The sequence below is a fragment of the Pseudomonas sp. RIT623 genome (assembly GCF_004519305.1).
GTDB lineage: Bacteria > Pseudomonadota > Gammaproteobacteria > Pseudomonadales > Pseudomonadaceae > Aquipseudomonas.
The window spans coordinates 1-26765 of record NZ_SOZA01000054.1; the positions used below are offsets into that span (position 1 = coordinate 1).

Sequence of the window (26765 nt, forward strand, 5' to 3'; positions counted from 1 at the left end):
CGTAGAACAGCCTGCCGACCGGGTTGATGTTGGCATCCAGCGTATCCTCGGCGAACGGCTCCACCAGCATCACCGTGCCATCGGCCTTGAGCGCCCGATAGGCATGGCGCGCCGCCCCCACCGGGTCGCCCATGTCGTGCAGGCAATCGAAGAAGCACACCAGGTCCAGGTCGTGGCCCGGATAGTCCTTGGCCGACGCCTGCTGGAAGCGCACCCGGTCTGCCACGCCCGCCTCGCGCGCCCGCTCGCTGGCGGTCTGCACCGAGGGAGCGTGATAGTCGTAGCCGACAAAATGCGAGGCTGCAAAAGCCTGGGCCATGACGATGGTCGACGCCCCGTGGCCGCAGCCGACATCCGCCACCTTGGCGCCGGCCTGCAACTTGGCCACCACTCCCTCCAGCGCCGGTAACCAATCGGCCACCAGGAACGTCCGGTAACCGGGGCGGAAGAAACGCTCGGTGCCGCTGAACATGCACGGATGATGATCGCCCCAGGGCACGCCGCCATCGCCGCGCATGGCCGCCACCAGCTTGTCCTTGTCGTGGAACAGCGCCGCGACCACTGCGGCGCCACCGGCCATGTAGGCGGGAGAATCCTCCAGCGCCAGGGCCATGGCCTGCTCTTCAGGCAGGGTGAAGCAGCCATCGTGGTGGCTCATGTAGCCTGCCGCCGCCTGGGCATTGAGCCACTCGCGCACCAGTCGCGGCTGGCAGCCGGTGCGCTCGGCCAGCCCCTCGGGCGTGATCGGCTGGCTGTCGGCCATGGCACGGTACAGCCCGAGTTCATCCCCAAGGATGACATTGGCCAGCGTCGCCGCCGCGCCCATATCGCCCACCAGCCTACCCATGAATTCGTGAAGCCGCGTCTCGTCCATGACCTGCCCTCCTCTTGCCAGTAGGCCACCGTCGGCGACGTCCGGTCCGGGGGCGGTGGTCGGATGGATGATCGGGTCGCGCCTGCAACAGACCCGGGCTTTAAGTCTAGACCCGCCTGCGCTATCTTCGCCGCGCTGCGGGCGTGCCCGACAGCCGCATTCGCGCACAAAAGGAACTGCCAGCATGTTTTCCAGCCGCACCCTTGTCCTGACCCTGGGCATCGCCTTCATCATTATCGATCAGTGGGTAAAACTGATCGCCCTGGTCGCCCTGGACCAGCACAGCTATGTCTATGGCAACCAGAGCGTCTGGCTGGACCTGGCCCTGAGCCTCAACCCCGGCGCGTTTCTCAGCCTCGGCGCCGGGCTGGCGCCGTGGCTCAAGCAACTGATATTCGTGGCCGCCGTCGGCGTGGTGTGCGGCTGGGCCATGGTCTGGGCCTGGCGCCACTGGCAATCGGCGCCGGTCAAGGCCAGCGCCGCCTGGTTCATCGCCGTGGGCGGGCTGGGCAACCTGATCGACCGGGTGTTTCGTGACGGCCACGTGGTCGACTACCTGGTGCTCAACATCGGCAGCCTGCACACCGGTGTGTTCAACCTGGCCGACATCGCCATCATGGCCGGCGCCGCTGTGCTGCTGGTGGACGGCATTACCCGACCAAGCAAACGCTGATCGCCCTTGGCGGCAGCCCTTTCTAGGCCTTTGCGATTGTTTCGGATTTGCGCGTTCCAATTCTAGATTGATGGGGTCGCTTTGCGACCCTTCGCGACACAAGGCCGCTCCTACAGGGGATTGCGTCGGGCCGCTCGCAAAGAGCCGGCCTTTAGCGCGGTGCGGCCTCCAACTGCTCCAGCAGGTGTGGACGGTGGCGGCACAGGTCACTGCACCAGCTGGTTGATTTCGATGATCGGCATCAGTACCGCCATGACGATCAGCAGCACCACGGCGCCCATCAGCACGATCATCAGCGGCTCGAGCAACGCGGTCATGCCCATGGCCCGGCGCTCGATGTCCTTGGCCAGGCTGTCCGCGGCACGGTCGAGCATCGGCGGCAGGTTGCCGGTTTTCTCGCCACTGGCGATCAGGTGGATGAGCAGCGGCGGGAACACTTTCTCCACCGCCAGCGCCGAGGCCAGGCCCGTGCCTTCGCGCACCCGCGCGGTGGCCTGGCTGACGCACTGGTCGAGGCGGTCGTTGCCCAAGGTCTGGCGCGCCGCCTCCAGCGCGCGCAGCAGCGGCACCCCGGCGCTGCCGAGGATCGCCAGGGTGGAGGCGAAGCGCGCGGTGTTCAGGCCCAGCACGAAGCGTCCGAGCAACGGCAGCCGCAGGATCCTTGCGTGCCAGGCCAAGCGCGCCGCCGGGGCGCGCAAATAGACCCGCCAGCCCCACACGGCCGCCGCCAGAGCGGTGAAACACAACAGCCCCCACGCGCGCACGAAGTCACTGGCGCTGAGCATGGCCAGGGTCAACCCAGGCAGGTCCTGGCGCGCCTGGGTAAACGCGCTGACCACCTGCGGCACCACATAGCTGAGCAAAAAAATCACGATGCCCACCGACACCAGGCCGACCACGCCGGGGTAGATGAAGGCAGTGAGGATCTTGCCGCGCAGGGTGTTGCGCTGCTCGATGTAGTCGGCCAGGCGCTCCATCACCTGGGCCAGGTCGCCGGACTCCTCGCCCGCCGCCACCAGCGCCCGGTAGATGTCCGGGAAATCCCGCGGCCGCTCGGCCAGGGCATCGGCCAGGCGCATGCCGCTGCGCACATCGCCGCGCACGGCAGCGAACACCTGGGCGACATGCTTGCGCTCGGCCTGCTCCAGCGTGGCGCCCAGCGCCGCCTCCAGCGGCAGGCCGGCGGCCAGCAGGCTGGCCAGTTGACGTGTGGCCCAGGCCAGGTCGCCATCGGCAAGCTTCGGGCTGAACAACCCACCGCCCTGCCCAGGCGCTGCCTGCGCCTCCACCTGCAAGGCGGTCAGGCCCAGCGCGCGCAATTGCGCCAGGGCCGCGCCCGGGCCGTCGGCTTCGAGCAGGCCATTGACGATTTGGCCTTGGGCGTCGGCGGCTTCATAGCGATAGCGGTTCATCAGGCATCCCGTGTCACGCGAAGGATTTCTTCCAGGCAGGTGCTGCCGTCGTCGACCCAACGCTGGCCATCCTCGCGCATGCTGCGCATGCCATTGCGCCGGGCGGCGGCGCGCAAGGCCTGCTCGTCGGCGCTTTGGTGCACCAGGGCGCGTACCTGGTCGTCGACACAGAACAACTCGTGGATGCCGGTACGGCCGCTGTAGCCGCAATGATTGCACTGCGCGCACCCCACGGCACGGTACTGTCCGGGCGCGGCCGGGTCCGGCTGGCGGCAATGCGGGCACAGGCGCCGTACCAGGCGCTGGGCCAATACCCCAAGCAACGCCGAGGCCAGCAGGAACGGCTCGACGCCCATGTCGACCAGGCGGTTGACCGCCGACACCGCATCGTTGGTGTGCAGGGTGGCCAGCACCAGGTGCCCGGTCAGCGAGGCCTGCACGGCGATCTGCGCGGTTTCCAGGTCGCGGATCTCGCCGATCATGATCACGTCCGGGTCCTGGCGCAAAATGGCCCGCAGGGCCGCGGCGAAGCTCATGTCGATGCGCGCGTTGACCTGGATCTGGCTGATCCCCGGCAGGTCGTACTCCACCGGGTCCTCGACGGTGAGGATGTTGCTGACGCTGGCGTCCAGGCGCGCCAGCGCGGCGTACAGGCTGGTGGTCTTGCCCGAGCCGGTGGGGCCGGTGACCAGCACGATGCCGTGGGGCTGGCGGATCAGTTGGTCGAGCCGCGCCAGCAGGTCGCCATCCATGCCCAGCGCCTCCAGGCGCAGGCGCCCGGCCTGCTTGTCCAGCAGACGCATCACCACCCGCTCGCCGTGGCCGGTGGGCACGGTGGACACGCGGATGTCGATCGGCCGCCCGGCCACACGCAGGGCGATGCGGCCATCCTGGGGCAGGCGTTTCTCGGCGATGTCCAGTTGCGCCATGATCTTGATCCGCGATACCAGCGCGCCGTGCAGGGCCTTGCGTGGCGAGACCACGTCGCGCAGGGTGCCGTCGACCCGGTAGCGCACCAGGCAGTGGCTCTCGAACGGCTCGATATGGATATCGCTGGCCTGGTCGCGTGCGGCCTGGGTGAGCAAGGCGTTGATCATGCGGATCACCGGCGCGTCGTCCTGGGCTTCGAGCAGGTCGGTGACCTCCGGGATGTCCTGCAACAGCCGGTCGAGGTCGACCTCGTTCTCGGCGGCGCCGACCACGGCCGCGGCGCTGCCGGTGTCGGCATAGGCGCTGACCAGCAGGGCATCCATCTGCGCATCGCTGAGCATCTCGACTCGCACCTGACCATGCCGCCTGCGCACCTCGGCCAGCGCCCAGCCAGGGCTCGACGGGCAACGCGACAGCAGCGCCGCGGCCTCGCCGTCGGCCTGCAACACCAGGCGCTGGGCCTTGGCCCAGGCATAGGGCAGCCGGCTCACCGGGCGACCTCGTCCACCGGCACCGCGCGCAGCGCTGCCCGGGGCGTTCGCAGCGCCGCCGGTTGTGCCCGCCCCTGGTCCGGCACGCCCTGCTCCACCGGCGGCAACAACGGCATGTCCATGTCGGGCAGGGCCCAGGAGTGCTCGGGCTTGAGGTTGCCCTGGGCGCGGCGGATGAAGTCGTAACGGTTGAGGGTGATGCTGCGCCCGACCCCGGCATCACGCACGATATACGGGCGCAGGAAAACCATCAGGTTGGTCTTGTTGCTGGCCCGGCGCTCGTTGCGAAACAGCGCGCCGACCCCAGGCAGGCTGGACAGCCACGGGATACCTTCGTTGCTTTGGGTATAACCGTCCTGCAACAGGCCGCCGAGCACCATGATCTGGCCGTCGTCGAGCAAGATACTGGTGTCGATGGCGCGCTTGTTGGTGACGGTACCGGCGGCGCTGGAGGCGCGCGCATCGACGCTGCTGACCTCCTGGTAGACGTCCAGCTTGACCGTGCCGCCCTCGGAGATTTGCGGGCGCACGTTCAGGCGCAGGCCAACCTCCTCGCGCTGGATGGTCTGGAACGGGTTGTTGCTGTTGCCGCCACCGTCGGTGACGTACTGGCCGCTGACGAACGGGATGGTCTGGCCGACGAAGATGCTCGCCGCCTCGTTGTCCAGGGTCAGCAGGTTGGGCGTCGACAGCACGTTGCTGCCGCCCTTGCTCTTGAGTGCATGGGCCAGCACCTTGAGGTCCAGCACCTCGCCGATACCGGGGATCTTCACCGTGCCGTCGACCACCCCCACCGACAACCCCTTGGGCAGCACATCGATGCTGGTGGCGCCCTTGGTCAGGCCACTGCCGCCAAGGTTGGCACCACCGAACGCGCCATTCTTGCCCAGGTTGCCAGCCTGCCACTGGATGCCGAACTCGTTGGCATCGTCCTCGCCCACTTCGACGATCAGGCTCTCCACCACCACCTGGGCGCGGCGCTGGTCGAGCTGGTCGATCACCTCGCGCAGGCTGCGGTACAGCGGCTCCGGCGCGGAAATCAGCAGGGTGTTGGTGGTTTTGTCGGCCTGGATGGTCGCGCCGCCGGCAGAGAACGCCGTGCCCTGCTCGCCCTGGGCCAGGCCGTTGCCATAGCCATTGGGCGTGCTGCCGGCGCCCAGGCCGTTGTGGCCCTGACTCGAGTTGGCGCCGCGGTTGCTGTTGCCCTGCGGCGTGCCGCTGGTGCCATTGACGCCGTTGCCATTACCCCCGGTGAGCATGCCGCCACCGCTGAGCAGCGCCCGGGTGCCGTCGCTGCTGGCGCTATCGCTTTCGCCGGTGAGCAACCCTCGCAGGCTCTGCGCCAGCTTGTCGGCCTGGGCGTTGCGCAGGTATACCACGTGCAGGTTGCCGGCACTGTTCTGCGCATTGTCGAGCTTGTAGATCAGGTCGCGGGCCAACTGGGTGCGCTCAGGGCTGCCCGAGCGAATCACCACGCTGTTCGAACGCGGGTCGCCGAGCACGCTGATCTTCTGCGTCGGGTCGCTGCCCTGGCTGTCGAGCAGTTCGTTGACCATGCTGGCGATGTCGCTGGCGATGCCGTTCTGGATCGCCACCACATCGGTGTCGATGGCGCTGGGAATATCGACCCGGTCGAGGATCTGCGCCACCCGCTCGAGGTTCTCGGCGTAGTCGGTGACGACCAGGGTATTGTTGCCCGGGTAGGCGTTGATCGGGTTGTCGGGCGAAACGATCGGGCGCAACACCGGGATCAGGTTGACGGCGTTTTCGTACTGCAAGCGGAAGGTGCGGGTGAGCATGCCGTTGCCGGCCACACGATCGTCGTTGGCCAGCGCACCACCGAGCAGCTTGGCGTCGGCCTGGGGCACCACCTGGGCCACGCCGCCGACGTCGACCACGCTCAAGCCCTGCATGCGCAAGGCCGCCAGCAGCATGGCGTAGGCCTTGGCCGCGGGCACCTCGCCTTCGGAGACCAGGGTCAGCTGGCCCTTGACCCGCGGATCGATCAGAAACTGCCGGCCCGTGGCGCGGGACAGGCCGCGCACCACGGCCTGGATATCGGCGTCGACGAAATTCAACTGCACCGGCTGGTCGCCCAGGGGGTTGCTCTGCGCCGCCAGCGGCGTCGCGCGGCTGTGCCGCTGGCCGACTCGCGCAGGCATCTGCCGCGCGGCCGGGCGCGGGCTTGGGCTGGCCTGGGCTTGATGGTCCAAGGTAGTCGGGGCGCCGCCGAGCGCGGCGAGCGGCCTGCCCAGCTCGCTGCTGGCCAGGGGTGTCTGCACGGCCGGCGAGGTGGTGCAGGCCGCAAGTGCCAAGGCCAGCGCCAGGGGCGCGAACGGCAGCAACCGGGAGTGAAGGCAGGTCATGAAGGGTCCTTAGCGCCAGGCGCCTGATCCATGCGAAGAGTTCCAGAAAATGTCACAGGCCCGGCCGGCGCGTGGTCCGCATCGCGCTGCAGCACCAGCTGGCCGATGCTCAGCCCCAGGCGCGCGGGTACCTGCTGCAACCAGGCCACCGCGGCTTCGCCAGGTGCGTGCTGCCAGTCCAGTTGCCAGGCGCCGTCCATGCGCGCGAGGCGCGACTGGTTGTGCAGCCCCGCCTGGGTCAGGCTTTGGCGCAAGGCCAGTTCGAGGTCGGCCGGGGGCGCTACGGCACGCTGGGCCAGCAATGCGTCAAGGGCCTGGGCCTGGCTGCGCAATTTGGGCGTTTCGGCCTCCCAGTGGGCGATACTGGCCAAGGCCGGCGCAATCAGCACCTGCCAGCAGAACAGCGCAGCGAGCAAGCCGGCAGTCAGGCCCACGGCACGTCGCTCGCGCGGGGCCAGGGCTTGCCAGCGCTGGCGCACCTGCGTCCGCGCGACGCCCAGGCGCGTTTTAATCGACATGGGCCAGCTCCTCTTGCCGGGCCCCACCGGCGCGCAAGGTCCAGCCCTGGGCATCGACACCCGCCTCGATGCCGCGCGCCGCCAGGTCGGCCTGCCAAGTACTGCCTGTCGGCGCCTGGGTGCCTTCGGCCAACGGGGTGATGCGCAGCACCCCGTCCTGGAAGCTCAGCGCCGCTACGTTACCGGCCAGAAACGGCATGCTCTGCCCGGCGCCTTCGAGCAGCGCCGGCAAACCCGATGCCGCCGCTCCCTGCCCGCCCTGCAACTGCTGGCGCGCCTGCTGCAACGGGTTGAGCACCACCGGCAAGTGTGGAAACGCCTGGCGCACCTGGCTGACCATGCGCGCGCCCAGCTGTTCGCCGGCGCTGGCCAGCTGCGCGGCGTGCAGGTTCAGCCCCAGGCACCAGACCGTTGCCGCCACGCCCCAGATCGCCACCACCGGCCCCCAGCCCAGCGGTTTCGCCGGCCCCTGCAGGCCGCCTGCCAGGTCCGGCGCCGGCAGGCCGTCGGCGGGCTGGGCGAACACACCGCCCAGGCGAACCCGCTCGCCCTGCAACCAAGCCTGCAAGTGCGCCAGCTGCGGCTGCCCCAACCAGGCCACGGCGACGCGGCCATCGGGCTGGCGCAGACCATGGGCCACATGTAGCTGCCCGGCATCGCCCAGCACCAGGCCCTGGACCGCGCAGCGCACCGCCGCCGCCAGGCGTTTGCCGGTCAGCGGCGGCAGTGCGATGGCCAGGGCCAGGCTGTCGTCTTCATGCAGATGCAGGCGCCACACCATGCCCTTGGCCCGCGCCGCCAGTTGCCCACGCGTCGCCTGGCCGTGCTGCTCGCCATGGCGATAGTCGAGCGGCGATTGCGCCGTCAACTCGGCCAGCGGCGGCAATTGGATCTCCAGCAGCATGTTCATGCGCCCACCCGCGTCCAAATCACATCCGCCAACTGGCCTTCGCGCTGGCGCAGCAGTGCCTGCATCGGCAACGCGCGAGCGCCCAGGCGCGCCTGGCCATGGAAGCGGAACCAGTCGCTGTTGATGCCCACCCGCACATCGGTCGTAGCCAACTGCGGCATGCGCAAGCGGTTGACGAAGTCACCGCGATTGATGAACCAGCGCCCAGCGTCGCGCTCGGCCACCAACGCAGTGGCCTGTGGCAATGACAGCCCCGGCACCTGGGCGGCGAGCACTTCGGCGCTGGCAGTGTTGCCGTTGACCCAGGTCAGGGCCGGCAACACCGTGACGAAACGCTGCAAGTGCCGCAAGGTCTTGCCATCCATGCCCTTGAGCGAGGCCAGGGCATCCAGGTTACGCAACATCGGGCGCTTGGCCGGCAAGAGCTGCGCGGCCACCGCCGGCGAAGTCAGGCGTCCGCTGCCCAGGCCTTGCTCGGCCGTGGCCGGCGTTTGCGCAGGGCGCTGCGGGTAACTGTCGATCACCTGGCCGGCAATCGCCGTGGCCAGGCGCGCCTCGACGCCGATCAACGCGCACAAGCGCTGGAAGGTGGCCAGCGCCTCGGCATCGAGCTGGCCGTCGACCACCAGGTTGCGCAGGTTGAACTTGCCCTGCTCGTCCTCCAGGCGCCCATCGAACTGCACCGTAGCCGAAGGCAGGCCAAGGATCGGACGCGCCCAGGGCTGCCCGGTGCGCACCAGCGGGTCACTCATTCGTTGTTCCAGCAGCAGCTGGCGGCTGAGCTGCAAGCCGCCCTCCAGCGCCCATTGCCCCTGCAAGGCCAGCTGGCGGTTCTCCAGCTGCCGGGTGAGCAGCCCCTGGCGCTCGATCATGCCTGCGGCGATCACTGCCACCACCGCGGCAATCAGCAAGGCGCTGATCACGGCCATGCCCTCTTCGCGCGCCATGGCCGGTCACAACTGCCACGAGCCGATATCGGCATTCACCCCGTCGCCGCCGGCCTGGCCGTCGGCCCCCAGGGAGAACACATCGACCTCGCCGTTGGCCCCCGGGTTCAGGTACTGGTAAGGGCGGCCCCAGGGGTCGTTGGGCAGGCGGTCGAGGTAGGCGCGCCATTGGCCGTCCTTGGCCTGGGCCGGCTTCTCCACCAATACCTTCAGACTCTGGTTCTGGTTCGGGTAGCCGCCGTTGTCCAGGCGGTAGAGCTTGAGCGCCTGCATCAACCCGGCGATATCCTGGCGTGCCGCGGTGGCGCGGGCCTGGTCGGGGCGGTCGAGCACCTTGGGCACCACCATGGCCGCGAGAATCCCGAGGATCACCACCACCACCATGATCTCGATCAGAGTAAAGCCCTGCTGGCGGAAACGGCGGCCTGTGGCGCTGCGGCGGGCGATCTGCATCTCGGCATTCCTTGCGTGAGTTCGAATCGGGGGCCGATTGTGGCAAGCGGGTATGTCACTGATATTGAAAAAGCTCGGGAGTCGGCGTCGTCAAACGGTCATCGCGCCGCTCTAGAGTGCCCCTTTGCCTCGAAGCGAGCAGATGCCGTGCGCCGCCAGGAACAAGGCTTCACCCTGATCGAAGTGCTGGTGGCACTGACCATTGTCGCCGTGGCCATGGCCGCAGCCGTGCGCGCCACCGGGCTGATGACCCAGGGCAATGGGTTGCTACGCGACAAGGCGCTGGCGTTGCTGGCGGCCCAGGGGCGGCTGGCCGAGTTGCGCCTGGAGGGCGGCGCGAAGCCCGGTATCCGGCAGTTCGACTGTGACCAGGGGCGCTTGCGCCTGCGCTGCGAGCAGCGCCTGTCGCGTGCGCCGGGCGGCATGTTGGAGGTGTCGCTGCAGGTGTTCGAACGCCAACACGAAGGGCCGGCGTTGGCGCGATTGCAGACGTTGGTGGGTCAATGAGCGCACAGAGGACACCTTTCAGGGTGTTCGACATTAGAGTTGCAGCGCCTACAAGATCGAGCGCCGCAAGGCTTTCGGCGGACACCTGGAGGCCCTCACCCGATCAATAGTCCAAGCGCCCAAACCCTTGAAAAGGATGCCCCTCACAACGACGCACGTACCTCAGGATGGCCCGTCCCCACCCGCGCCGCGTAGCGCTGGGCCAACACCGCGCAGACCATCAGCTGGATCTGGTGGAACAACATCAACGGCAAGATCATCGCCCCGATCCCACCGCCCACGAACAGCACCTGGGCCATCGGTACCCCCGTGGCCAGGCTCTTCTTGGACCCGGCGAACAAAATGGTGATGCGGTCCTCGACATTGAACCCAAGCACCCGCCCCAACAAGCGCGTCCCCAGCAGCACCACCGCCAGCAAGATCCCGCACACGGCGAACAACCCCGCCAGGTGCTGCGGTGAAACCGTGTGCCACAAACCGGTGACCACCGCCTCGCTGAACGCGGTATACACCACCAGCAGGATCGATCCTTGGTCCACCACCTTCAACCAGCGCGCGTTGCGTTTGACCCAGGCTCCGATCCAACGCCGGGCAAGCTGACCGGCAACGAAGGGCACCAGCAGTTGCAGGGTGATCTTCAGCACCGCGTCCAACCCCGAGCCGGTATCGCCCGACGCCCCCAGCAACAGCATCACCAGCAGGGGCGTAAGGAAGATCCCCAGCAGGCTCGAGGCCGCCGCGCTGCAGATCGCCGCCGGCACGTTGCCGCGGGCCAGCGAGGTGAAGGCGATGGCCGACTGCACCGTGGCCGGCAAGGCGCACAGGTAGAGCACGCCCAGGTACAACTCGTTGCCCACCAGCGGCACGAACAACGGTTTGAACGCCAGCCCCAGTAGCGGAAACAGCACGAAGGTGCAGGCGAATACCAGCAGGTGCAGGCGCCAGTGCCCGGCGCCGGCGATGATCGCCTCGCGCGACAACTTGGCGCCGTGCAGGAAGAACAGCAGGCCGATGGCCAGATTGGTCAGCCAGCCGAACAGTACCGCGCCTTCACCGGAGCACGGCAGCACGGTGGCGATGAACACCACTGCAAGCAAGGCCAGGGTGAAGTTGTCGAACAGCATGCGCAAATATCTCATCACAGATTCCGTCTTGTCTTTGTGCAAGCCTGGACGATAAGGTCTCGGCCCTTCTGCCGCTAACGCCGGCCCCCCCTGCGATGTCGCCCAACGGACACACCGAGCAGCGCTTCGCCTCCCCGAGACTGATGACAAGGAACGCCCCGACCATGAAACGCCCCACGCCCTGGCTGCTGGCCACCGCCCTGACCCTCGCGGCCCCCCCGCTGCTGGCCAATGATTTGCAAGCCACTGTCGACGATGTGATCGAACCGCTGATGCGCGAGCAACATATCGCGGGCATGGCGGTGGCGGTCTATGCCAACGGTCAGTCGCATTACTTCAACTACGGCTGGGCGAACAAGGTCGACAAGCAGGCGGTGAGCCGCGACACCCTGTTCGAGATCGGCTCGATCAGCAAGACCTACACCGCCACCCTCGCCGCCCTGGCCAGCGCCGAAGGCACGCTCGACCTCCAGGCCCCCGCCAGCCGCTACCAGCCGGCCCTGGCCAAGGCACCGATCGGCAGCGCCAGCGTGCTGCAACTGGGCACCTACAGCGGCGACTGCCTACCGCTGCAATTCCCGGATGCCGTGCAAACGCCCGAGCAGACCCTGGCCTGGTACCAGCATTGGCAACGCCGCCACGCGCCGGGCACCTACCGCTGCTACTCCAACCCCAGCCTGGGCCTGTTCGGTGACCTGGCCGCCCGTGCCCAGCAGCGGCCATTCGCCGAGCTGATGACCCAGGGGCTGCTGCCGCGCCTGGGCCTCAAGCATACCTACCTGGAAGTACCGGCCCACGCACGCGGCCTGTACGCCCAGGGCTATGACGCCGACGACAAACCGCTGCGGGTCAACCCGGGCCCTTACGCCGACGAGGCCTACGGCATCAAGACCAGCGCCAGCGACCTGCTTCGCTACGTACAACTGCAACTGCAACCGACCACGCTGGACCCGGCCTTGCGCAACGCCATCGCCATCACCCAATCCGGCTTCTTCCAGGTCGGCCCGATGACCCAGGGCCTGGGCTGGGAGCGCTATCCATACCCCGTCGCTCTCGACACCCTGCTGGAGTACAACGGCGCCAAGATCATCCGCGGGGAAAACCCCGTCCGCGCGCTGCAACCAGCGCTGCCCGCCGAGCCTGCCGCCTGGTACAACAAGACCGGCGCCACCGGTGGCTTCGGCGCCTATGTCGCCTTCGTGCCCGCCAAGCAGATGGGCATCGTGCTGCTGGCCAACCGCAACTACCCCAACGAAGAACGCGTGCGCGCGGCACAACGCATCCTGTCCAGCCTGGAGCACTGACATGCTGAAGATCCTTGGCAAAGCGTCCTCGATCAACGTGCGCAAGGTGCTGTGGACCTGCGCGGAACTGGGCCTTGCGTTCCAGCGCGAAGACTGGGGCAGCGGCTTTCGCGCCACCGACAGCCCCGAGTTCCTGGCCCTGAACCCAAACGCCATGGTGCCGGTGATCGTCGATGGCGATTTCGTGCTATGGGAGTCCAACAGCATCCTGCGCTACCTGGTCAACCAGTACGGCGGTGAACACCTCTACCCCAGCGCCCCGCGCAGCCGCGCCGCGGTGGACCAGTGGCTGGACTGGCAGGCCACCGACCTCAACGACGCCTGGCGCTACCCGTTCATGTCGCTGGTGCGTCAGTCCCCGGCCCACCAGGACCCGGCCTTGCTGGCCGCCGCCAGCGCCCAGTGGACGGCCAGGATGCGCCTGCTCGAGCAGCGCCTGCAGACCACCGGCGCCTATGTCGCCGGCAGCGATTTCAGCATCGCCGACGTGGCCATTGGCTTGTCGCTCAACCGCTGGCGACGCACACCGCTGGAGCACCCGTCACTGCCGGCGCTGGAGGCCTACCACTGGCGCCTGCGCGAGCGCCCGGGCTACCTGGAACACGGTGATAACGGCCTGGCCTGACAGAACGAGCTGGATTGTCCGACAAGATGTAGTGACGAAAAATAATCACTACAAAGCCATTGACGCCCTTCCCGCGCCTTGTGCATGATGAGGCCGTCTCCCTGATCGGGAGCGGTGGCAAGGGTGTTCCAGACGGCCTGCGCGGTAACGCAGGCCGTCCGTGGAGAGGGAAACTGCCCAGAAGGCAGCGTGAGAAAGCCCCTGTTGCAATGCTGCTGTAGCAGCCTTGGTTAGCGCGCTACATGGTGTGGCGCCGAATGTGAACTTCAGCCGAACTTCACCAACGAATGAGAGTAATGGGGGCTTTATGATGAACTTGAACAACAATCCAACCATCGACCAATTGGCCCAGCTGTTCGCCGCGCGCAAAGACAGCCTCGACGACCACCTGCTGTGGGTCAGCCAGTCCGGCGACGTCCGCCTTGACCGTCTGCCGCCGAACACGGTCGAAGCTGAATTCGAATCGCACATGCCCAGCATGCGCGCCCGCTTCAAGGTCTACCGTCGTGGCCAGGGCTACGTCGGCAAGAAGGCCGCCGCCGACACCATCTTCGTCGGTCGCGTCCTCCAGACCCTGCAACAAGAATGGCCTACCGCCCGTGAGCGGCAGGCAGTCAAGGTGATCGATACGCTGAACTGAGCGTGTCTCAGCCAAGCGTACAGCGCTGCTTGAGCCCGGCCCTGCAAGGCCGGGCTTTTTCATGTGCGCAATCTGCGCGCGACGCCCAATCCGTAGTGCTGACGAAGCAAGCGCCGCGGTGCCTGGCCCCGGCTACGCCGGGGTTCGCCGGCAGTGTCTCAGGCCCGAAGCCGTCGTGCCGCCTCCTCAGGCAGCGGCAAGGCACCCGTGGCCACTGCCCTGGCCCGGTCGACACCCCATACCAACGCGCGGGTCATGGTTTCACCAGGCCGCGCCGGGTAATACTCCTCGAGCAGGGCCTTGCCCCCCTGGGCGTACACGCCCACGAACAACTGCGTGGCGCCAAGCCGGGAAAGCCGCACCTGCACATCGATGCTGGTGCCATCGCTCAATTCCTCATCATGGCTGCGGCTGTGCAACTGCGCATCGGCCCATTGCCAGTAGGTCTCTTCCCTGATTCGCATTGCGCTGATTACTCCGAGTCTGAAATGCCGCGCAAGAAAAGCACAGTCGCAGCCACCCGGCGAGGGTGACGCGCCGATACCATGAGCGGGGTCAACAAATGCTGGGAAAATCGCGCCGTTGGGCGGGCGCCTGAACGCAAGCGCGGGGCAAGCACGCTGCCACAGGTCATTGCACGGCACCTGTGGCAGCGGGCTTGCCCCGCGCTGGGATCAACGTCGATTTACTTTTTCGAGGGCACCCGCGGCATGAACCGGCCCTTCTTGGCCCGCTGCAAATGGGCAGGCTGTAACTGCTCCGACTCGTCCAGGGTCATGTTGGCAAAACCCAGGCGCAAGGCCGCCTGGCCACAACGCACCTGGCTGTTGATCGGAAACGCATCGTTCAAGTCTTCGTAATAGGATTCGCTCATGCCCTGTCTCCCTCCAATGGTGACCGTGCCGACAAGCAACGCGCTTGCCTAGAGAAGCGGCGGTCCGCTGAAGTGAGACTAGCCGGTCATTTGCAGACTAACCGGGCAATCCGACACAGCCCGACCAGTGGCAAGCGCTTACTTCAGCCGCACCGCCGTGCCGGTGGCGAACACCACGACCATGCCTCCTTGCACCGACGGCATGCTGATCTCGAAGTCCACCCCCAGCACGGCATCGGCTTGCAACTGCCGTGCCCGCGCCATGAGTTCCTCGGTGGCCTGCTCGCGGGCCAGCTTCAGCGCGCTCTCCAGGGTCTGCGAACGGCCGCCGAAGAAGTCGCGAAAACGTGCGAAGAAATCGCGCACGAAGTTGATCCCCTGCACCGATTCGGCGCTGACCACGCCGAGGTACTCGGCGACAGGGCGGCCTTCGAGCTGGCTGGTGGTGCTGATGATCATGAGTGGTACTCCTGCTACGAACAAAAGAAGGCGATCCTAACAAATTCATGGCCCGCCAATTACACAAGTTCCTTCTTGAATATTTGACATACGGCTCCTAGACTCCCTGCGCAGGATCACCCAAGGAGCCGTCATGACCGCCCTTCCCGAACACCCTCCGGCGCGCTGGAACGAGCTGCTCAGCGGCGGCAACGCCTTGCGCTCGATCGCCTTGGCCGGGGGTGTCGCCCTGCATGCCATCAATGTGTACATCGTCACCACGCTGTTGCCGACGGTGATCGGCGAAATCGGCGGGCTGTCCTTCTATGCCTGGAGCACCACGCTATTCGTGGTGGCCTCGATCATCGGTTCCACCCTCTCCACTCGCCTGCTGGCCCGCAGCGGGCCACGGCTTGCCTACCTGCTGGCACTGCTGGTGTTCGCTGCCGGCTCCGTGCTCTGCGCCCAGGCCGCCAGCATGCCGATGCTGCTGCTGGGGCGCAGCGTGCAAGGCCTGGGCGGCGGTATCCTGTTCGCCCTCAGCTATGCGCTGATCCACCTGGTGTTCGAGCGCCGCTTGTGGCCGCGGGCCATGGCCCTGGTGTCGGCGATGTGGGGCGTGGCCACCTTGTGTGGCCCGGCGGTGGGCGGTGTGTTCGCCGAGGGCGGCCATTGGCGCTGGGCTTTTTGGGCATTGCTGCCGGTGGCCGCGCTGCTTGCGCTGATCGTCTGCCTGCGTCTGCCGGGGCGCCAGGCGCTGGACGACAACGACGCCCGCCCGGCCTATGGGCTCATCGCCTGCCTGGTCGCCTCGGTGCTGGCTATCTGCGCGGCCAGCCTGTCCGAGGTGCTGTGGATCAACCTGGTGGGCATCGCCGTGGGCTTGGCGATTGCCGCGCTAATCGCCCGTCTCGATCCGCGCGCGCGCCATCACCTGTTGCCCAGCGGCGCCTACAGCCTACGCCAACCGATGGGCGCGCTGTTCGCCATCATGTGCCTGCTGGTGGCGGCCATCACCACTGAAATCTACGTGCCCTACTTCCTCCAGCAGATCCACGGCTTCGGGCCGCTGGCGGCCGGCTACCTGACAGCGGTAATGGCCGCAGGCTGGACCATCGGCGCCCTGGCCAGCGCCGGGCGCGACCGCAACGGCGGCGCCCGACAGATCCGCCTCGGCCCATTGCTGGTGGCGCTTGCCTTGCTGGCCCTGGCCCTGCTCACACCGCACCCGGCCTGGCTGGCCCAAGCCCCCGGCCTGGCACTGTATGCCGTGGCCCTGGCCGGTGTCGGCCTGGGCATCGGCCTGGGCTGGCCGCATCTGCTCACCCGCGTGCTGCAGGCCGCGCGCCCCGGCGAGGAAAACCTCGCCTCGGCGTCGATCACCACCGTGCAGCTCTACGCCACCGCCCTGGCCGCCGCCCTCGCCGGCTTGGTCAGCAACAGCGCGGGCCTGGTCGAACCCGGCGGCCTCGACGGCGCGCGCCAGGCCGCGACCTGGCTGTTCGCCCTGTTCGCCTGCGCGCCGCTGCTGGCCATCCCGCTGGCGCTGCGCATCACCGGCCCCTCTGCTCGCAAGGAACAACCATGAAAGAATCACAGGAAGTCTACGAGCGTATCAGCGATCAATTCGAAGACTTCACCAGCCATGCCAGCCAGCGTGGCGTCGAGGTCGATACCGTCCGCTACATGGTTCACGACTTGCTCGGTGGGGTGGCCGGCGACGCAATCCTCGACCTGGCCTGCGGCCACGGGTTCTTCAGCCGTCGGTTCAAGGACTGGGGCGCGGCACGGGTGCATGGCGTGGATATCTCGCCGAGCATGATCCACCAAGCCCGCCAGGCCAATGACGGCATCGCCTACGAAGTGCGCGATGTGGCGCAAATGGGCGAGATCGGCCAGTTCGACAAGGTCACCGCCGCCTGGCTGTTCAACTATGCCGGTAGCGTCGAGGAACTGCGGCGCATGTTCCAGGCCGTCGCGCTCAACCTCAAGCCCGATGGGCACCTGATCGCCTACACCGCCAACCCCACGTTCGACCTGGCCCGAGGCAATTTCACCGATTACGGCATCCGTGTCCTGGACGAGCAGCCGGTGGAAGGCGGTTTTCGCTGCCAGGGCCAGTTCATGAGCACGCCGCCCGCTGATTTCACCTACTACCGCTGGCACAAGTCGGTGTATGAACAGGCTGCCCACGACGTGGGCCTGCGCAACGTGCGCTGGATCGCCCCGCTGATCAGCGGCATTCGCAAGAAGGCACACCCAGCGGGGTATTGGGACCTGTTCGAAGGCAACAGCCTGCAGGTTGGCCTGATCTGCAGCCGCTGAGCCGAGCAATGCCGCCTGCGAGCCTGTTCACAGGCTTCGCGCCAACAACTGGCCCGGCCAGCCATCGACCTCGAAGGTGCAGACACGCTGGTAACCGCAGGACTCGTAGAAACGCACCAGCGCTCCCGACCCGCCACCGTAGCAATCGACGCGCAGGTGCCCAACGCCTGCCGCCCTCGCCTGCTCATCGGCGAACGCCATCAAGTACCGGCCAACGCCCCGCGCACTAAGACGGCGCGAGGCAACCAGCAGCCGCACATAGACTTCCGGCTCCGTCGCAGCGGGTACGTAGGGCATCGCCTCTCCCAGCACCAAGGCCGCGCCAAGGGTGCCAGATTGTGTGTGCGCCACCCAGGCGCCCGGCAACGCACACGCCTGTGTCACGCGTTCGACCCGCTGCGGCTGGGCCGACCAAGGCTCCGTGCCCCACTGCCCCGGGTTGCCTATTTCGCGAAACCAGGCGATGGCTTCATCGAACAGGCCCAGTACCGCGGGGGCATCCTCTGCGCTGGCACGGCGCAAGACCCAGCCATTGCCTGGCGCGATCGGCCCGCTCATGGCCACAGCCGGACCGCGCTCCACGCGAGGCCCCCCTGGGTGGCCGTATAGCGCCAACGCTTGTGATTGCGGTCAGTGGCGCCCTGCCAGAACTCCACGACCGTCGGCGCAACGGCATAAACTTGCCAACCGGCTTCGACATGACCGGGGTGGCCCTCAAGAAAAGCCTGAGCTTGGGCAAGACGCCTCGCCAGCGACTGGGGATCCTCCATGATCTCGCTTTGCCGGGAGGCCATGGCACTGGCGCGCGAACTCACAGGGCGCCCCAGAAAATCCTCGGCGCACTCCTGCGCTGACAATGCCACGGCTTCACCCCGCAGGCGGATCTGCCGCCCCAGCGCAGGCCAGTAGAAGGTAAGCGATACCTTGGGCTGATGTTCGATTTGCCTGACCTTCGGGCTTTCACGCTTGACCGCGAAGTGCCACCCACGCGCATCGACATTCTTCAGGATCAACACCCGCGCATCGGGCCAGCCCTGTTCATCGACGGTCGATAGCGTCATTGCATGGGGCTCGCGCACACCCGCGGCCAACGCCGCGTCCAACCACAGCGCGAAGGCCTCCTGGGGCGTGGCCGGCATAGCCGACAGATCAAGGTCAGGTAGCGGTGCCTTGAGCGATGGAATCTGCCTCAGCATTTCCTTGATCGGCAATGCGTCCAGGGTGGTGTGGAGCATGATGCGTCAACCTCCTGCAGCCAGGGCGTAAACCACCACCCTACCATCGAACCGGCCCGCCTTCCCACGCCTGCGCAGAAGCCGACGCGGCAAGCTGCCCAACGTTCAGACCCTCACCAGCCACTCATCCACCAGCCCCTGGCGCGCCAAGGCCTCGCACCACGCTGGCTCGGCCTCGACCTGCACCTCGTTGCAGTCCAATTCGTGCAGCACCTGCAACACCCGCGACGCACCGAACTCATCGAGCATGCGGCAACGAACCTGGGCAAAGCGCCCGCCAGCCATCACCCGCCTGTCATGCAACACCAGGGTCGGCGCACGACCGTCGAGCACCTCGGCCGACGCTGGACACTCGAGCCCCTGGTCTACCACCACGCGCAATGGTGCTACTGGCGTGGCACGTTGCGCCGACACCGGCGCCAGCAGTGACGTGTCGCACGCCTTGACCCATTCGCAGGTGGTCAGCAAGGCCGATGCCCGCCCCCGCCAGTGGGCCAGTGGTGCTTGCTCATCGCAATGACTGAGCATCGCGCCGTCGCCCAGCGTGCCGATCGCCAACGCGTCGGGCCGCAATACTCGTACCCAGGGGCGCTGGCGCTCGATGCGCGAGAAGAACCCACGATTGAGCGCCCGCGCTTCCGGGCACGGCAATACTTCGACGACGATGCTGGCCTGGCGCAGGCGTTCGCCACCACCACACTGGGAGGCATCGGCGCTGGCGCTGACCACCCGGCTCACCCCCGCGGCCACCAACGCATCGGCGCAGGGCGGCGTGCGCCCATGCCGGCCGCACGGCTCGAGGGTGACATAGGCGGTGGCGCCACGCGCCGCTTCTCCGGCCTCGCGCAACGCATGTACCTCGGCATGGGCTTCGCCGGCGCGCTGGTGCCATCCGCGCCCCACCACCTGGCCATCGTTGACGATCACGCAGCCGACCCGCGGGTTGGGCATGGTGCTGTACAGGCCCTGGCTGGCGAGCGCCAGGGCCATATCCAGGTAGTGGCGGTCGAGCGCACTCACGTGCGGACCAGCGCCAGCAGATAGCGGGCCTCGCCATGCTGACGCTCGATCACCTCCAGGCCCTGCCAGGTGAAGCCGTGGGCCTCCAGTGTCTGGCGGATGCCAGCGTCAGTGAAGAAATAGCCCTGGCGCTGGTTATCCATTTCCCGCCACCCCGCCTCGGGGTGGGCATCATCGACCCCGAACACGTTCAGCCCGACCAGCGCGCCGGGGCGCAGCAGGCGACGCACATGGGCCAGGTAAGGGCCCCATTCGTCCGGGTGCTGGTGGTGGAAGCAGCCGTTGTCCAGGGCCGCGTCGAACACCGTCCCCGGTGCCGGCTGCCAGTCCTGCATGGCCTTGTTCACCAGGTCGAGGCGATCACCCCAGCGCTTGCGCAGCAACGGCCAGCTGGAGTTCTCGACGATATCCAGCCCGGTGACGCGGTGCCCGGCGAGGATAAAGGTGGAGGCATCGCGGCCACGACCCACGCCGATATCCAGCACATGCTGGTCGCCCTGCGGGTCGAGCCGCTCGAGGAACACCTGGGCCGCCTGGATCATGCCGACATCCCACGACCATTCGTCCTCGCCATGGCTATAGCGGTGCACGAACGAGGTATCGAGAGCCTTGCGGTAGGCGTCCTGGGCCATGAAGCCCTGTGCTTGCTTGCTCATCGCAATCCTCCGTCAGGATGCCAGGCGCGCGTCGATGCCGTAGATGCGCCCATCATAGGAACTGGCCAGGAACGCATCGCTGGCCGCGTCATGGGTCAGGCAGGAAATGCCGCTGGCCGTGGGCCTTTGAACCGGCAGCCAGCGCCGCGAGGCCAGGTCGAACAGCGCCACGGTGCCGTTGTAGGCGGCGGTGGCGATCACCCGGCCATCGCTGGAGGCGGCGATGCACTTGATCGAGTGCTGGTGCGGCGAATCGAACACTTCGTCGCCGGTTTCCAGCCACAGGCGCAACTTGAGGTCGCGGCCGATACTGGCGAAACCGCCGGTGATCGGGCAGCAGCCGTTGGAAATGCGCGTATGCGCCGCCTCGATGTGCCGCACGCAGCTGAAGTCGGCGATGCTGTGCAACGCGGCGTCGGCCGAAGCGCAGACGCTGAACAGGTGACGCTCGTCGGCGGCCACGCCCTTGATCGCGTTGTCGTGCATGGGGATCGACGCCACCAGGCGCAGGCCGCCCTTGCCGTCATGGCCGAACACCAGGCCTTCGCCGGTGTAGGTGCCGATCAGCGCCAGGTCCTCGCCCTGCTTGACGAAGGTTGCGCCACAGTTGAGCGGAGAACGGTGCTGGTAGAGCATGCGCCCGGACAGGCCATCGAACACCTGGCCCATCTGGCCACCGGTCAGCAGCAGCGGGCCGAACGGCAGGAGGAAGTTGCACAGGCTGCCGACACAGGTCACCGGCTGGTCGTCACGGTGCAGGATGCCAGCGTCGCCGATGCTGTACTGGCGCTCTTCGCTGCGCACCACGGCATTGATGCTCACCGCCGGCTCGATGCCCGATACCTGCCACTGGTCCTGCTCGTAGTTCCAGGTGGCGTAGCGCGAGCCGAAGGTGGCGAACACCAGCTGCTCGTCGCCGACGAAGGCGCAGCTGCGTGGCCAGACGATGCTCGGCAGCGCGGTGCTGCGACGCTTGACCAGGTTGCGCCCGGCATCAAACGTCCAGAGGATCGCCGAGCGGTCATAGCTCAGGCTAACCAGCAGGCGCTTGTCGTCGTTCCAGACAATGCGCTTGATCCCGGCGGCATGGGCCGGCACGGTCTGCACCTGGCCGTCGGCGATGATCGAGATGCGCCCCTCATCATCGCCGGCGAACACCACGCCTTCACGGGTGATGGCAATGGTGTCGGTTTCCACGCCGCCGATGTCCACCTCGTCGCATTGCTGGCCGCTGCGGGTGTCCCACTGGCGCACGGTGCCGTCATCGCTGCTGGAAATCAGGCGCTGGCCATCCGGCGACCAGACCACCGAGATCACGTCGGCCTGGTGGCCATGGAATGCCTGCAGTTGCACGCCATCGAGGTCGAAGATACGCAGCACGTGGTCACGCGAGCAGGTCGCCACGCGCTGGCTGTCTGGTGAGAACACCGCCATCTCGACGTCGTCGTTGTGCCCCTGCAACACGGCCTTCAGGCGCATGCTCGGCACTTCCCAGATGCGCGCGGTGTAGTCGCTGCTGGCGCTGACCAGGTACTTGCCGTCGGCGCTGAACGCGCACTGGTTGGCCAGGTGATCGTGGTGCACGCGGTGAATCGGCTCGCCGGTGCTGGCGTTCCACAAAATCACCTGGTTGTCGTAGCCGGCAGTGGCGACGAAGTGCGCGGCATGGGCGGCGATGCCGCTGATAGGGCCTATGTGTTTCATCGAAAGATCCTTTTTCGCTGGAGGTCAGAGCTTGATCGAATGGGCGGACTTGACGGCCTTCGCCTGCAGGTAGTTGCGGTTGTGGTTGGTCAGGAACACCCCGGTGGGTACCTGCGCGATCACATCGATGCCGCCGGCGCGCAGTTGGGCGACCTTCTCCGGGTTGTTGGTCAGCAGGCGGCACTGGTCCACGCCCAGGGCGCGCAGGATCTGCACGGCAGGGTCGAAGGAGCGCGAGTCGGCCAGGTGGTTCAGGCGCAGGTTGGCTTCGTAGGTGTCCAGGCCAGAGTCCTGCAGCAGGTAGGCCTCGAACTTGGAATACAGGCCGATGCCGCGCCCTTCCTGGCGCAGGTAGATCAGGTAGCCGCCGACCTCCTTGAGGGTGCGCAGGGCCTCCTGCAACTGGGGGCCGCAATCGCAGCGCTGCGAGCCGAACACATCGCCAGTGATGCACTCGGAGTGCACCCGTACCAGGGGCACCTCGTCCCGACCTGGGCCGATGCCCACGGCGAAGTGCTCCTGGTGGCGCTCGAAACCATGGAAACCATAGAAATGGGCGTCGACATCGCCGCCGAGAATAGAGATCGGCACGATGGTATGCAGCGAAACATCCTTGTTCATGGGATCAGACCTCTTGCACGGAAGACGCGGTTGCTTAGTTGTGGTGTTCCACCAGGCGAAAGCCCATGACGTAGATCGGCCGTGGGTAACGCCCGTGGCGGCGCGCGGTACGCGCCAGGTCGCGAAAGCGGGTGAAGCTGCCACCGCGGGCCACGCGGTGGGTGCCGACATCGAGCACCAGGTCGTCCTCGATGCGTGGGCCTCCGGGGTACGCCTGGTAGTCCTCGGCCACGTACTCCTCGACATTGCCGGCCATGTCCAGCACGCCGAAGGGTGAGGCGGCGTCGACGAAGACGCCGACCGGGGTGCTGTCCAGGTAGCCCAGCTCGGCGGTGTTGGCATGCTCGACCTGGTAACTGTCGCCCCATGGGAACTGCCGCCCCTCGGTGCCCGCTGCGGCGTATTCCCACTGCGCCTCGCTAGGCAGGGCGAAACGCCGTCCGGTGCGCTTGCTCAACCAGCGCGCATAGGCGTCGGCATCACTGGCGGCGACGCTGTACACCGGGTGGTTGGCGTGGTGCCGCGGGTAACGGCCAAAGGCCCAGCCCTCGGGGATGCCAGGGTGGCTGCTGTCGAGCAGGAACTGGCGGTACTCCTGGTGCGTCACCGGAAACCGGGCGATGCGAAATGCCGCCAGTTCCACCGCGTGGCGCGGGGTTTCCTTGGCGATCCAGCTGCGGTCCAGGCCCAAGCCGTCGAACTGGTCCATCACCTGCTCTACCGCGCGTGGGTCGAGGCCGATATGTACCCGCGCCGCCGGGATGTCGATCATCTGTGGGGCGAAGGTGTCGATGCGCGGATCGCCGCGCAAGCCCAGCACCTCGCCGGCGGCGATACGCCGGGCCAGGGGCTCGCTGGGTTGCTGGACAATCCTCAGCAAGGTTTCCAGCGGGCCGTCGAGCAAGGCGTCGAAGGCTTCGCCGACCTTGGTTTGCAGCGGTTGCTCCAGGTAGTGCTCCGGGTAGCCCATCAGGGCCCGGTCACTGACATCCTTGGGCAAGGGGCTGGGCAGCCGCGGCCAATGCCACTGTTTGTAGCTGTTCATGCAAATACCTGCCTGGGCCCACGCCTGCCGCGCGCCGCGGCAGGGTGTGGCGAGCTGGGGTCAGAGGCGATCGGTGAGCAACCGCGGGTTGCTTTCGATCATTTCCACTTCGGCGCTGTAGACCTCGATGACCAGGCCGTCCGGGTCTTCGAAATACACTGCGCTGCGGACCTGGTCCGGGCCATGGTGGTAGCCAGGAGCCGGGCCGTTGCCCTTGACCAGCTTGATGCTGCCGGCGGCCGTGACCTGCTCGGCGATGCGCCGCACATCCTCGGGCAGCGCGCGGATGCCGATGTGGTAGCCGGCCGGATAGCTGAAGGCCTCGCTCTGCTCGATGAAGAAGTCGAAGCCGTTGAGTTCCATCACCGCCTTGCGTGGGCCGAGGTTGTAGCAGTAGTTGGCGCCGAGGATGTCGGCGTAGAACGCCTTGGAGGCTTCCAGGTCGCGGGTGAGGATATTGACGTGGTTCATCTCCGGGCGCTGCTTGGCCCGGGCCGCCTCGTCCAGCCCCAGGCCGTCGAGGGAGCGCCACAGCTTGCTGGCGGCGGCGAACTTGGCGAAGCCCGGCAACCAGGCCTTGATCACCTGCTCTGCCACCTGGCCGCTGGCGATATCCAGCGCATAAGGGTACAGGAACCCTTGGCTTGCCTGCTGCCATTGCGCGAGCACACCGCTGGCCGATGGTAGTTGCGCCAACGTGCCTTGCACGCGAATCAGCACCAGGGCCGTGTTGTGGCACAGCCCGCGGGCCTCATTGAGCAAGTTGCCCAGCGCCGCTGGCGGCGTCGCGCTGTCGAGCAGCAGGCAGACCGCATCCACCGGCCCCTGCCCGGCCGCCTGCTGGCTAACCTGCAGGCTGAAGCCCGCCTTCGCCGCCGCGCTGCCGAGGCTGTCGAGGGCCTGGGCCGCCGCGTCGCCCAGCGGCGCGGCATGCAATGCCAATAGACGCAGCATCAGGCAGCCCTCCGTCCAACCAGCAGGGTGTAGCGGCCGATCGGCTCCTGCTCCACTGCAAGCCCCGCCGAAGCCATGCTGTCGATCAGGTAGCGGGTCGAGTGCAGCTCGCCGTTGACCGTGTTGAGCATCATGTGCAAGGAGAAGTCGGCCGACAGCGCCGGATGTATCTCGTCGTCCTCCAGCGCCATGCTCAGCACCAGCAGCGCGCCGCCGTCCTCGACCATGCCGGCGGCACCGGCGATCAAGGTGCGCACCTGCTCACGGGTAAAGTAGTGCAGGCAGTCGTTGAGCATCACCACGTCGGCGCGCTCGCCCTGGTACTGGGCCAGGTCCAGCAGGTTGCGCGCGTGGAAGCCCAGACGCTCTTCCAGCTTGTATTTGCCGAAGGTGGTTGCGGCGGCGTCACGGGTCGGCTCCAGGTCCCAGACTTCACCCTTGACCTGCGGATGACGGCTGGCGATCTCCGCCAGGTAGGTGCCGTGGCCGCCGGCCAGGTCGATCACCCGCCGCGCCTTGTCGAACAGTGGCAGGTCGCGCAGCACGTCGACCATCGGCTGGCTGAAACGGACCATGGCGTCGTTGAACGCATCGCGGGCGGCGATATCGTGCTTGAAGCGGTTTTCCTGCTGGAAATCCAGCGAGTCGCGGCTGCGCAGCACCTCGCCCAGGCGTGGCCAGTTGTGCCATTGCAGGCGCTGGTGATCGATGATCGGGCCAATGAACTCGGCGCTGTCGCTGACCAGGAAGCGCTGGCTCAACGGCAGGTTCTCGTAGCCTTGCGCGCTGCGCTTGAGCAGGCCCATGGCGACCAGCGCGTTGAGGAAGATCCGGCCCTTGTTCGGCACCCAGCCCAGCGCATCGCTCAACGCCTGGGCCGCGATTGGCTGGCGGGCGTGGTCGAACACGCGCAGGGCCAACGCCGAATGCAGAATGGCGGATTGACGGTACTGATCGGACAGTTTCACCAGGTCGACCACGCCCTGCAGGCTGTTCACCTCGTCGGCATGCTCGTAGATGGTCACGGGTTTCTGGGCATTCATGCACTCACGTCCCTGTCGAGTTATTGGAGTAGGACCTGCGCCCGGCCATGGGCCAGCCAAGGAATTCCACGAACTTGCACGCAACCCTCCCTGGGACCGGCAAGCACAGGCTCCGCAAAAGAGCCTAGACCTGAGGCAAAGAAATACAACCACAAACTTTTATATTTTTATCGAATATAAATTTTCCTATCGATACTCGTTCACCTTGCACCTATCCGCATGAATACAGGCTATCCTTCGCCCACTTGCCTGCGCAAAGGACGGCCCAGGAGAGTGCCCGACCCGCTCATTCACCCCGGTTTGCAACGCTCCATGACCTCGACCTCCGTTGACCCGAACTGCACCACCGACCGCATCCTGTTCCTGCTCAAGACCCGCGGGCCGCTCAAGACCGCCGATCTTGCCCAACTGCTCGGCATTACCTTCGAAGCCACGCGCCAACAGGTGCAGAAGCTGCAGGCCACGGAGCTGATCAGCGGCATCAGCGTGCCGGCCAAGGGTGCTGGCCGCCCCTCGCAGAAATGGACGCTGACCGCCACGGCCCAGCGGCGTTTTCCCGATTCCCACAGCGTGCTGACCCTGCAGTTGATCGAAAGCGTCGAGCAGGTGTTCGGTAGCGACGGCGTCGACCGCCTGATCAGCCGCATGGAAGACAGCAACAGCCGCGAGTACCAGCAGGCCTGTGCCAGTGCGCAAACCCTGGAAGACAAGGTGCGCATCCTGGTGCAACTACGAGAACGCGCCGGCTACATGGCCGAGATGCAGGCCGATGGCCAGGCCTGGCTGATCGTCGAGAACCACTGCCCGATCTGCATCGCCGCGACCCGCTGCCAGGGGTTTTGCCGCAGCGAGCTACAGGTATTCCAGGCGGCGATTGGCGAGCAGGCCACGGTGGAGCGCTGCGAGCACCTGATCTCTGGTGATCGCCGCTGTGTCTATAGGATTTCGCCGAAATAGACGGCAGGATTTGCAAAGATGGAATGCGCGCCCCCTGTAGCAGCCAGCCTTGCTGGCGAACCAGGCGAGGCGCCGCCTGGCACCGGCTACCGGCATTCGCGGGCAAGACTGTTGCTCCC

General features: G+C 66.8%; 29 protein-coding genes. 8 read left to right on the forward strand and 21 right to left on the reverse strand.

All coding sequences use genetic code 11. The annotated features are described in order from the left end of the window. On the reverse strand, positions 1-874 hold an 874-nt coding region (locus tag E3U47_RS23470; protein WP_134693965.1), incomplete at its 3' end, for a class I SAM-dependent methyltransferase. A 184-nt stretch (positions 875-1058) separates the two neighbouring features. Here E3U47_RS23470 and E3U47_RS23475 point away from each other — a divergent pair. Continuing rightward, positions 1059-1547 (forward strand): signal peptidase II, encoded by a 489-nt coding sequence (locus E3U47_RS23475; RefSeq protein WP_134693966.1) that lies wholly within the window; start codon positions 1059-1061, stop codon positions 1545-1547. A gap of 206 nt (positions 1548-1753) precedes the next feature. Here E3U47_RS23475 and gspF read toward each other — a convergent pair whose 3' ends face one another. The 7 genes from gspF to gspG are packed head-to-tail and all read right to left on the reverse strand — an operon-like array spanning position 1754 to position 9574. Beyond that, positions 1754-2959, reverse strand: coding sequence for a type II secretion system inner membrane protein GspF (gene gspF, locus E3U47_RS23480; RefSeq protein ID WP_134693967.1), 1206 nt, complete (start codon positions 2957-2959; stop codon positions 1754-1756). Continuing rightward, on the reverse strand, positions 2959-4380 hold the full coding sequence (gene gspE, locus E3U47_RS23485) for a type II secretion system ATPase GspE (protein ID WP_134693968.1): 1422 nt from the start codon (positions 4378-4380) through the stop codon (positions 2959-2961). Before gspE ends, gspF begins: the two co-directional genes overlap by 1 nt. Further along, on the reverse strand, positions 4377-6746 hold the full coding sequence (gspD, locus tag E3U47_RS23490; protein WP_134693969.1) for a type II secretion system secretin GspD: 2370 nt from the start codon (positions 6744-6746) through the stop codon (positions 4377-4379). The genes gspE and gspD overlap by 4 nt, the downstream gene beginning before the upstream one ends. Next, complete coding sequence (gene gspM / locus E3U47_RS23495; protein ID WP_134693970.1) at positions 6743-7264, reverse strand: type II secretion system protein GspM; 522 nt, start codon at positions 7262-7264, stop codon at positions 6743-6745. Before gspM ends, gspD begins: the two co-directional genes overlap by 4 nt. Beyond that, positions 7254-8174 carry a type II secretion system protein GspL gene (gene gspL / locus E3U47_RS23500; RefSeq protein ID WP_134693971.1) on the reverse strand — a complete coding sequence of 307 codons (921 nt, stop codon included), beginning with the start codon at positions 8172-8174 and terminating at the stop codon, positions 7254-7256. The genes gspM and gspL overlap by 11 nt, the downstream gene beginning before the upstream one ends. After that, positions 8171-9121, reverse strand: coding sequence for a type II secretion system minor pseudopilin GspK (gene gspK, locus E3U47_RS23505; RefSeq protein WP_134693972.1), 951 nt, complete (start codon positions 9119-9121; stop codon positions 8171-8173). The genes gspL and gspK overlap by 4 nt, the downstream gene beginning before the upstream one ends. Positions 9122-9127: 6 nt before the next feature. Beyond that, positions 9128-9574, reverse strand: coding sequence for a type II secretion system major pseudopilin GspG (gene gspG / locus E3U47_RS23510; protein WP_134693973.1), 447 nt, complete (start codon positions 9572-9574; stop codon positions 9128-9130). Positions 9575-9721: 147 nt separating this feature from the next. Between gspG and gspI the strand changes: the two genes are divergently transcribed. Beyond that, a complete protein-coding gene (gene gspI, locus E3U47_RS23515) occupies positions 9722-10081 on the forward strand; it encodes a type II secretion system minor pseudopilin GspI (RefSeq protein WP_134693974.1) in 360 nt (119 codons plus the stop codon). 143 nt (positions 10082-10224) lie between these two features. Here the strand turns inward: gspI and E3U47_RS23520 are convergent, their stop codons facing one another. Then, positions 10225-11220, reverse strand: a complete 996-nt coding sequence (locus E3U47_RS23520; protein ID WP_134693975.1) for a bile acid:sodium symporter family protein — start codon at positions 11218-11220, stop codon at positions 10225-10227. Positions 11221-11369: 149 nt separating this feature from the next. Between E3U47_RS23520 and ampC the strand changes: the two genes are divergently transcribed. From ampC to E3U47_RS23540, 3 genes are all read left to right on the forward strand, one after another. Next, positions 11370-12509, forward strand: a complete 1140-nt coding sequence (gene ampC / locus E3U47_RS23525; RefSeq protein ID WP_134693976.1) for a class C beta-lactamase — start codon at positions 11370-11372, stop codon at positions 12507-12509. 1 nt (position 12510) lies between these two features. Next, on the forward strand, positions 12511-13134 hold the full coding sequence (locus E3U47_RS23530; RefSeq protein WP_134693977.1) for a glutathione S-transferase family protein: 624 nt from the start codon (positions 12511-12513) through the stop codon (positions 13132-13134). A 307-nt stretch (positions 13135-13441) separates the two neighbouring features. Next, a complete protein-coding gene (locus tag E3U47_RS23540; protein ID WP_134693979.1) occupies positions 13442-13774 on the forward strand; it encodes a hypothetical protein in 333 nt (110 codons plus the stop codon). Between the two features lie 158 nt (positions 13775-13932). Here E3U47_RS23540 and E3U47_RS23545 read toward each other — a convergent pair whose 3' ends face one another. The 3 genes from E3U47_RS23545 to E3U47_RS23555 all read right to left on the reverse strand — a co-directional run bounded on the left by E3U47_RS23545 (position 13933) and on the right by E3U47_RS23555 (position 15107). Further along, positions 13933-14238, reverse strand: a complete 306-nt coding sequence (locus E3U47_RS23545) for a hypothetical protein (protein ID WP_134693980.1) — start codon at positions 14236-14238, stop codon at positions 13933-13935. Between the two features lie 221 nt (positions 14239-14459). Further along, positions 14460-14648, reverse strand: coding sequence for a hypothetical protein (locus tag E3U47_RS23550; protein WP_134693981.1), 189 nt, complete (start codon positions 14646-14648; stop codon positions 14460-14462). Positions 14649-14786: 138 nt separating this feature from the next. Then, complete coding sequence (locus tag E3U47_RS23555) at positions 14787-15107, reverse strand: YbjQ family protein (RefSeq protein WP_134693982.1); 321 nt, start codon at positions 15105-15107, stop codon at positions 14787-14789. Between the two features lie 133 nt (positions 15108-15240). Here E3U47_RS23555 and E3U47_RS23560 point away from each other — a divergent pair, with 133 nt between their 5' ends. Both E3U47_RS23560 and E3U47_RS23565 read left to right on the forward strand, forming a co-directional pair. Continuing rightward, the gene (locus E3U47_RS23560; RefSeq protein ID WP_134693983.1) at positions 15241-16674 is read left to right on the forward strand and encodes an MFS transporter; all 1434 of its coding nucleotides are present in this window, start codon (positions 15241-15243) and stop codon (positions 16672-16674) included. Next, positions 16671-17411, forward strand: coding sequence for a class I SAM-dependent methyltransferase (locus E3U47_RS23565; protein WP_134693984.1), 741 nt, complete (start codon positions 16671-16673; stop codon positions 17409-17411). The genes E3U47_RS23560 and E3U47_RS23565 overlap by 4 nt, the downstream gene beginning before the upstream one ends. 27 nt (positions 17412-17438) lie before the next feature. Here E3U47_RS23565 and E3U47_RS23570 read toward each other — a convergent pair whose 3' ends face one another. The 9 genes from E3U47_RS23570 to E3U47_RS23610 all read right to left on the reverse strand — a co-directional run bounded on the left by E3U47_RS23570 (position 17439) and on the right by E3U47_RS23610 (position 25689). Next, positions 17439-17969 carry a GNAT family N-acetyltransferase gene (locus E3U47_RS23570; protein ID WP_134693985.1) on the reverse strand — a complete coding sequence of 177 codons (531 nt, stop codon included), beginning with the start codon at positions 17967-17969 and terminating at the stop codon, positions 17439-17441. Next, positions 17966-18646: a pyridoxal 5'-phosphate synthase gene (locus tag E3U47_RS23575; RefSeq protein WP_134693986.1), complete on the reverse strand. Its 681-nt coding sequence runs from the start codon at positions 18644-18646 to the stop codon at positions 17966-17968. The genes E3U47_RS23570 and E3U47_RS23575 overlap by 4 nt, the downstream gene beginning before the upstream one ends. Before the next feature lie 105 nt (positions 18647-18751). Further along, the gene (gene ribD, locus E3U47_RS23580) at positions 18752-19666 is read right to left on the reverse strand and encodes a bifunctional diaminohydroxyphosphoribosylaminopyrimidine deaminase/5-amino-6-(5-phosphoribosylamino)uracil reductase RibD (protein WP_134693987.1); all 915 of its coding nucleotides are present in this window, start codon (positions 19664-19666) and stop codon (positions 18752-18754) included. Beyond that, complete coding sequence (locus E3U47_RS23585) at positions 19663-20322, reverse strand: cyclopropane-fatty-acyl-phospholipid synthase family protein (protein WP_134693988.1); 660 nt, start codon at positions 20320-20322, stop codon at positions 19663-19665. The genes ribD and E3U47_RS23585 overlap by 4 nt, the downstream gene beginning before the upstream one ends. 12 nt (positions 20323-20334) lie before the next feature. Then, complete coding sequence (locus tag E3U47_RS23590; RefSeq protein ID WP_134693989.1) at positions 20335-22026, reverse strand: WD40 repeat domain-containing protein; 1692 nt, start codon at positions 22024-22026, stop codon at positions 20335-20337. A gap of 24 nt (positions 22027-22050) precedes the next feature. After that, the gene (gene ribA, locus E3U47_RS23595; protein WP_134693990.1) at positions 22051-22647 is read right to left on the reverse strand and encodes a GTP cyclohydrolase II RibA; all 597 of its coding nucleotides are present in this window, start codon (positions 22645-22647) and stop codon (positions 22051-22053) included. 34 nt (positions 22648-22681) lie between these two features. Then, positions 22682-23692, reverse strand: coding sequence for an SUMF1/EgtB/PvdO family nonheme iron enzyme (locus E3U47_RS23600; protein ID WP_134693991.1), 1011 nt, complete (start codon positions 23690-23692; stop codon positions 22682-22684). 60 nt (positions 23693-23752) lie between these two features. Further along, positions 23753-24646, reverse strand: coding sequence for a VOC family protein (locus E3U47_RS23605; RefSeq protein WP_134693992.1), 894 nt, complete (start codon positions 24644-24646; stop codon positions 23753-23755). Further along, positions 24646-25689 (reverse strand): methyltransferase, encoded by a 1044-nt coding sequence (locus tag E3U47_RS23610; protein ID WP_134693993.1) that lies wholly within the window; start codon positions 25687-25689, stop codon positions 24646-24648. Before E3U47_RS23610 ends, E3U47_RS23605 begins: the two co-directional genes overlap by 1 nt. Before the next feature lie 312 nt (positions 25690-26001). Here E3U47_RS23610 and E3U47_RS23615 point away from each other — a divergent pair, with 312 nt between their 5' ends. Then, positions 26002-26646, forward strand: a complete 645-nt coding sequence (locus tag E3U47_RS23615) for a metalloregulator ArsR/SmtB family transcription factor (RefSeq protein ID WP_134693994.1) — start codon at positions 26002-26004, stop codon at positions 26644-26646. The last annotated feature ends 119 nt before the right edge of the window (positions 26647-26765 follow it).

Coding starts and splice junctions, on each gene's coding strand:
- E3U47_RS23570 (WP_134693985.1), bottom strand. CDS start 17,969: ATGAGCGGGCCGATCGCGCCAGGCAATGGCTGGGTCTTGCGCCGTGCC.
- gspK (WP_134693972.1), bottom strand. CDS start 9,121: ATGGCGCGCGAAGAGGGCATGGCCGTGATCAGCGCCTTGCTGATTGCC.
- E3U47_RS23615 (WP_134693994.1), top strand. CDS start 26,002: ATGACCTCGACCTCCGTTGACCCGAACTGCACCACCGACCGCATCCTG.
- E3U47_RS23555 (WP_134693982.1), bottom strand. CDS start 15,107: ATGATCATCAGCACCACCAGCCAGCTCGAAGGCCGCCCTGTCGCCGAG.
- gspG (WP_134693973.1), bottom strand. CDS start 9,574: ATGCAGATCGCCCGCCGCAGCGCCACAGGCCGCCGTTTCCGCCAGCAG.
- E3U47_RS23560 (WP_134693983.1), top strand. CDS start 15,241: ATGACCGCCCTTCCCGAACACCCTCCGGCGCGCTGGAACGAGCTGCTC.
- E3U47_RS23530 (WP_134693977.1), top strand. CDS start 12,511: ATGCTGAAGATCCTTGGCAAAGCGTCCTCGATCAACGTGCGCAAGGTG.
- E3U47_RS23540 (WP_134693979.1), top strand. CDS start 13,442: ATGATGAACTTGAACAACAATCCAACCATCGACCAATTGGCCCAGCTG.
- E3U47_RS23575 (WP_134693986.1), bottom strand. CDS start 18,646: ATGCTCCACACCACCCTGGACGCATTGCCGATCAAGGAAATGCTGAGG.
- E3U47_RS23565 (WP_134693984.1), top strand. CDS start 16,671: ATGAAAGAATCACAGGAAGTCTACGAGCGTATCAGCGATCAATTCGAA.
- E3U47_RS23475 (WP_134693966.1), top strand. CDS start 1,059: ATGTTTTCCAGCCGCACCCTTGTCCTGACCCTGGGCATCGCCTTCATC.
- gspM (WP_134693970.1), bottom strand. CDS start 7,264: ATGTCGATTAAAACGCGCCTGGGCGTCGCGCGGACGCAGGTGCGCCAG.
- E3U47_RS23590 (WP_134693989.1), bottom strand. CDS start 22,026: ATGAAACACATAGGCCCTATCAGCGGCATCGCCGCCCATGCCGCGCAC.
- gspF (WP_134693967.1), bottom strand. CDS start 2,959: ATGAACCGCTATCGCTATGAAGCCGCCGACGCCCAAGGCCAAATCGTC.
- E3U47_RS23605 (WP_134693992.1), bottom strand. CDS start 24,646: ATGCTGCGTCTATTGGCATTGCATGCCGCGCCGCTGGGCGACGCGGCG.
- E3U47_RS23610 (WP_134693993.1), bottom strand. CDS start 25,689: ATGAATGCCCAGAAACCCGTGACCATCTACGAGCATGCCGACGAGGTG.
- ampC (WP_134693976.1), top strand. CDS start 11,370: ATGAAACGCCCCACGCCCTGGCTGCTGGCCACCGCCCTGACCCTCGCG.
- E3U47_RS23550 (WP_134693981.1), bottom strand. CDS start 14,648: ATGAGCGAATCCTATTACGAAGACTTGAACGATGCGTTTCCGATCAAC.
- gspL (WP_134693971.1), bottom strand. CDS start 8,174: ATGAACATGCTGCTGGAGATCCAATTGCCGCCGCTGGCCGAGTTGACG.
- gspD (WP_134693969.1), bottom strand. CDS start 6,746: ATGACCTGCCTTCACTCCCGGTTGCTGCCGTTCGCGCCCCTGGCGCTG.
- E3U47_RS23600 (WP_134693991.1), bottom strand. CDS start 23,692: ATGAACAGCTACAAACAGTGGCATTGGCCGCGGCTGCCCAGCCCCTTG.
- E3U47_RS23585 (WP_134693988.1), bottom strand. CDS start 20,322: ATGAGCAAGCAAGCACAGGGCTTCATGGCCCAGGACGCCTACCGCAAG.
- ribA (WP_134693990.1), bottom strand. CDS start 22,647: ATGAACAAGGATGTTTCGCTGCATACCATCGTGCCGATCTCTATTCTC.
- E3U47_RS23520 (WP_134693975.1), bottom strand. CDS start 11,220: ATGAGATATTTGCGCATGCTGTTCGACAACTTCACCCTGGCCTTGCTT.
- E3U47_RS23545 (WP_134693980.1), bottom strand. CDS start 14,238: ATGCGAATCAGGGAAGAGACCTACTGGCAATGGGCCGATGCGCAGTTG.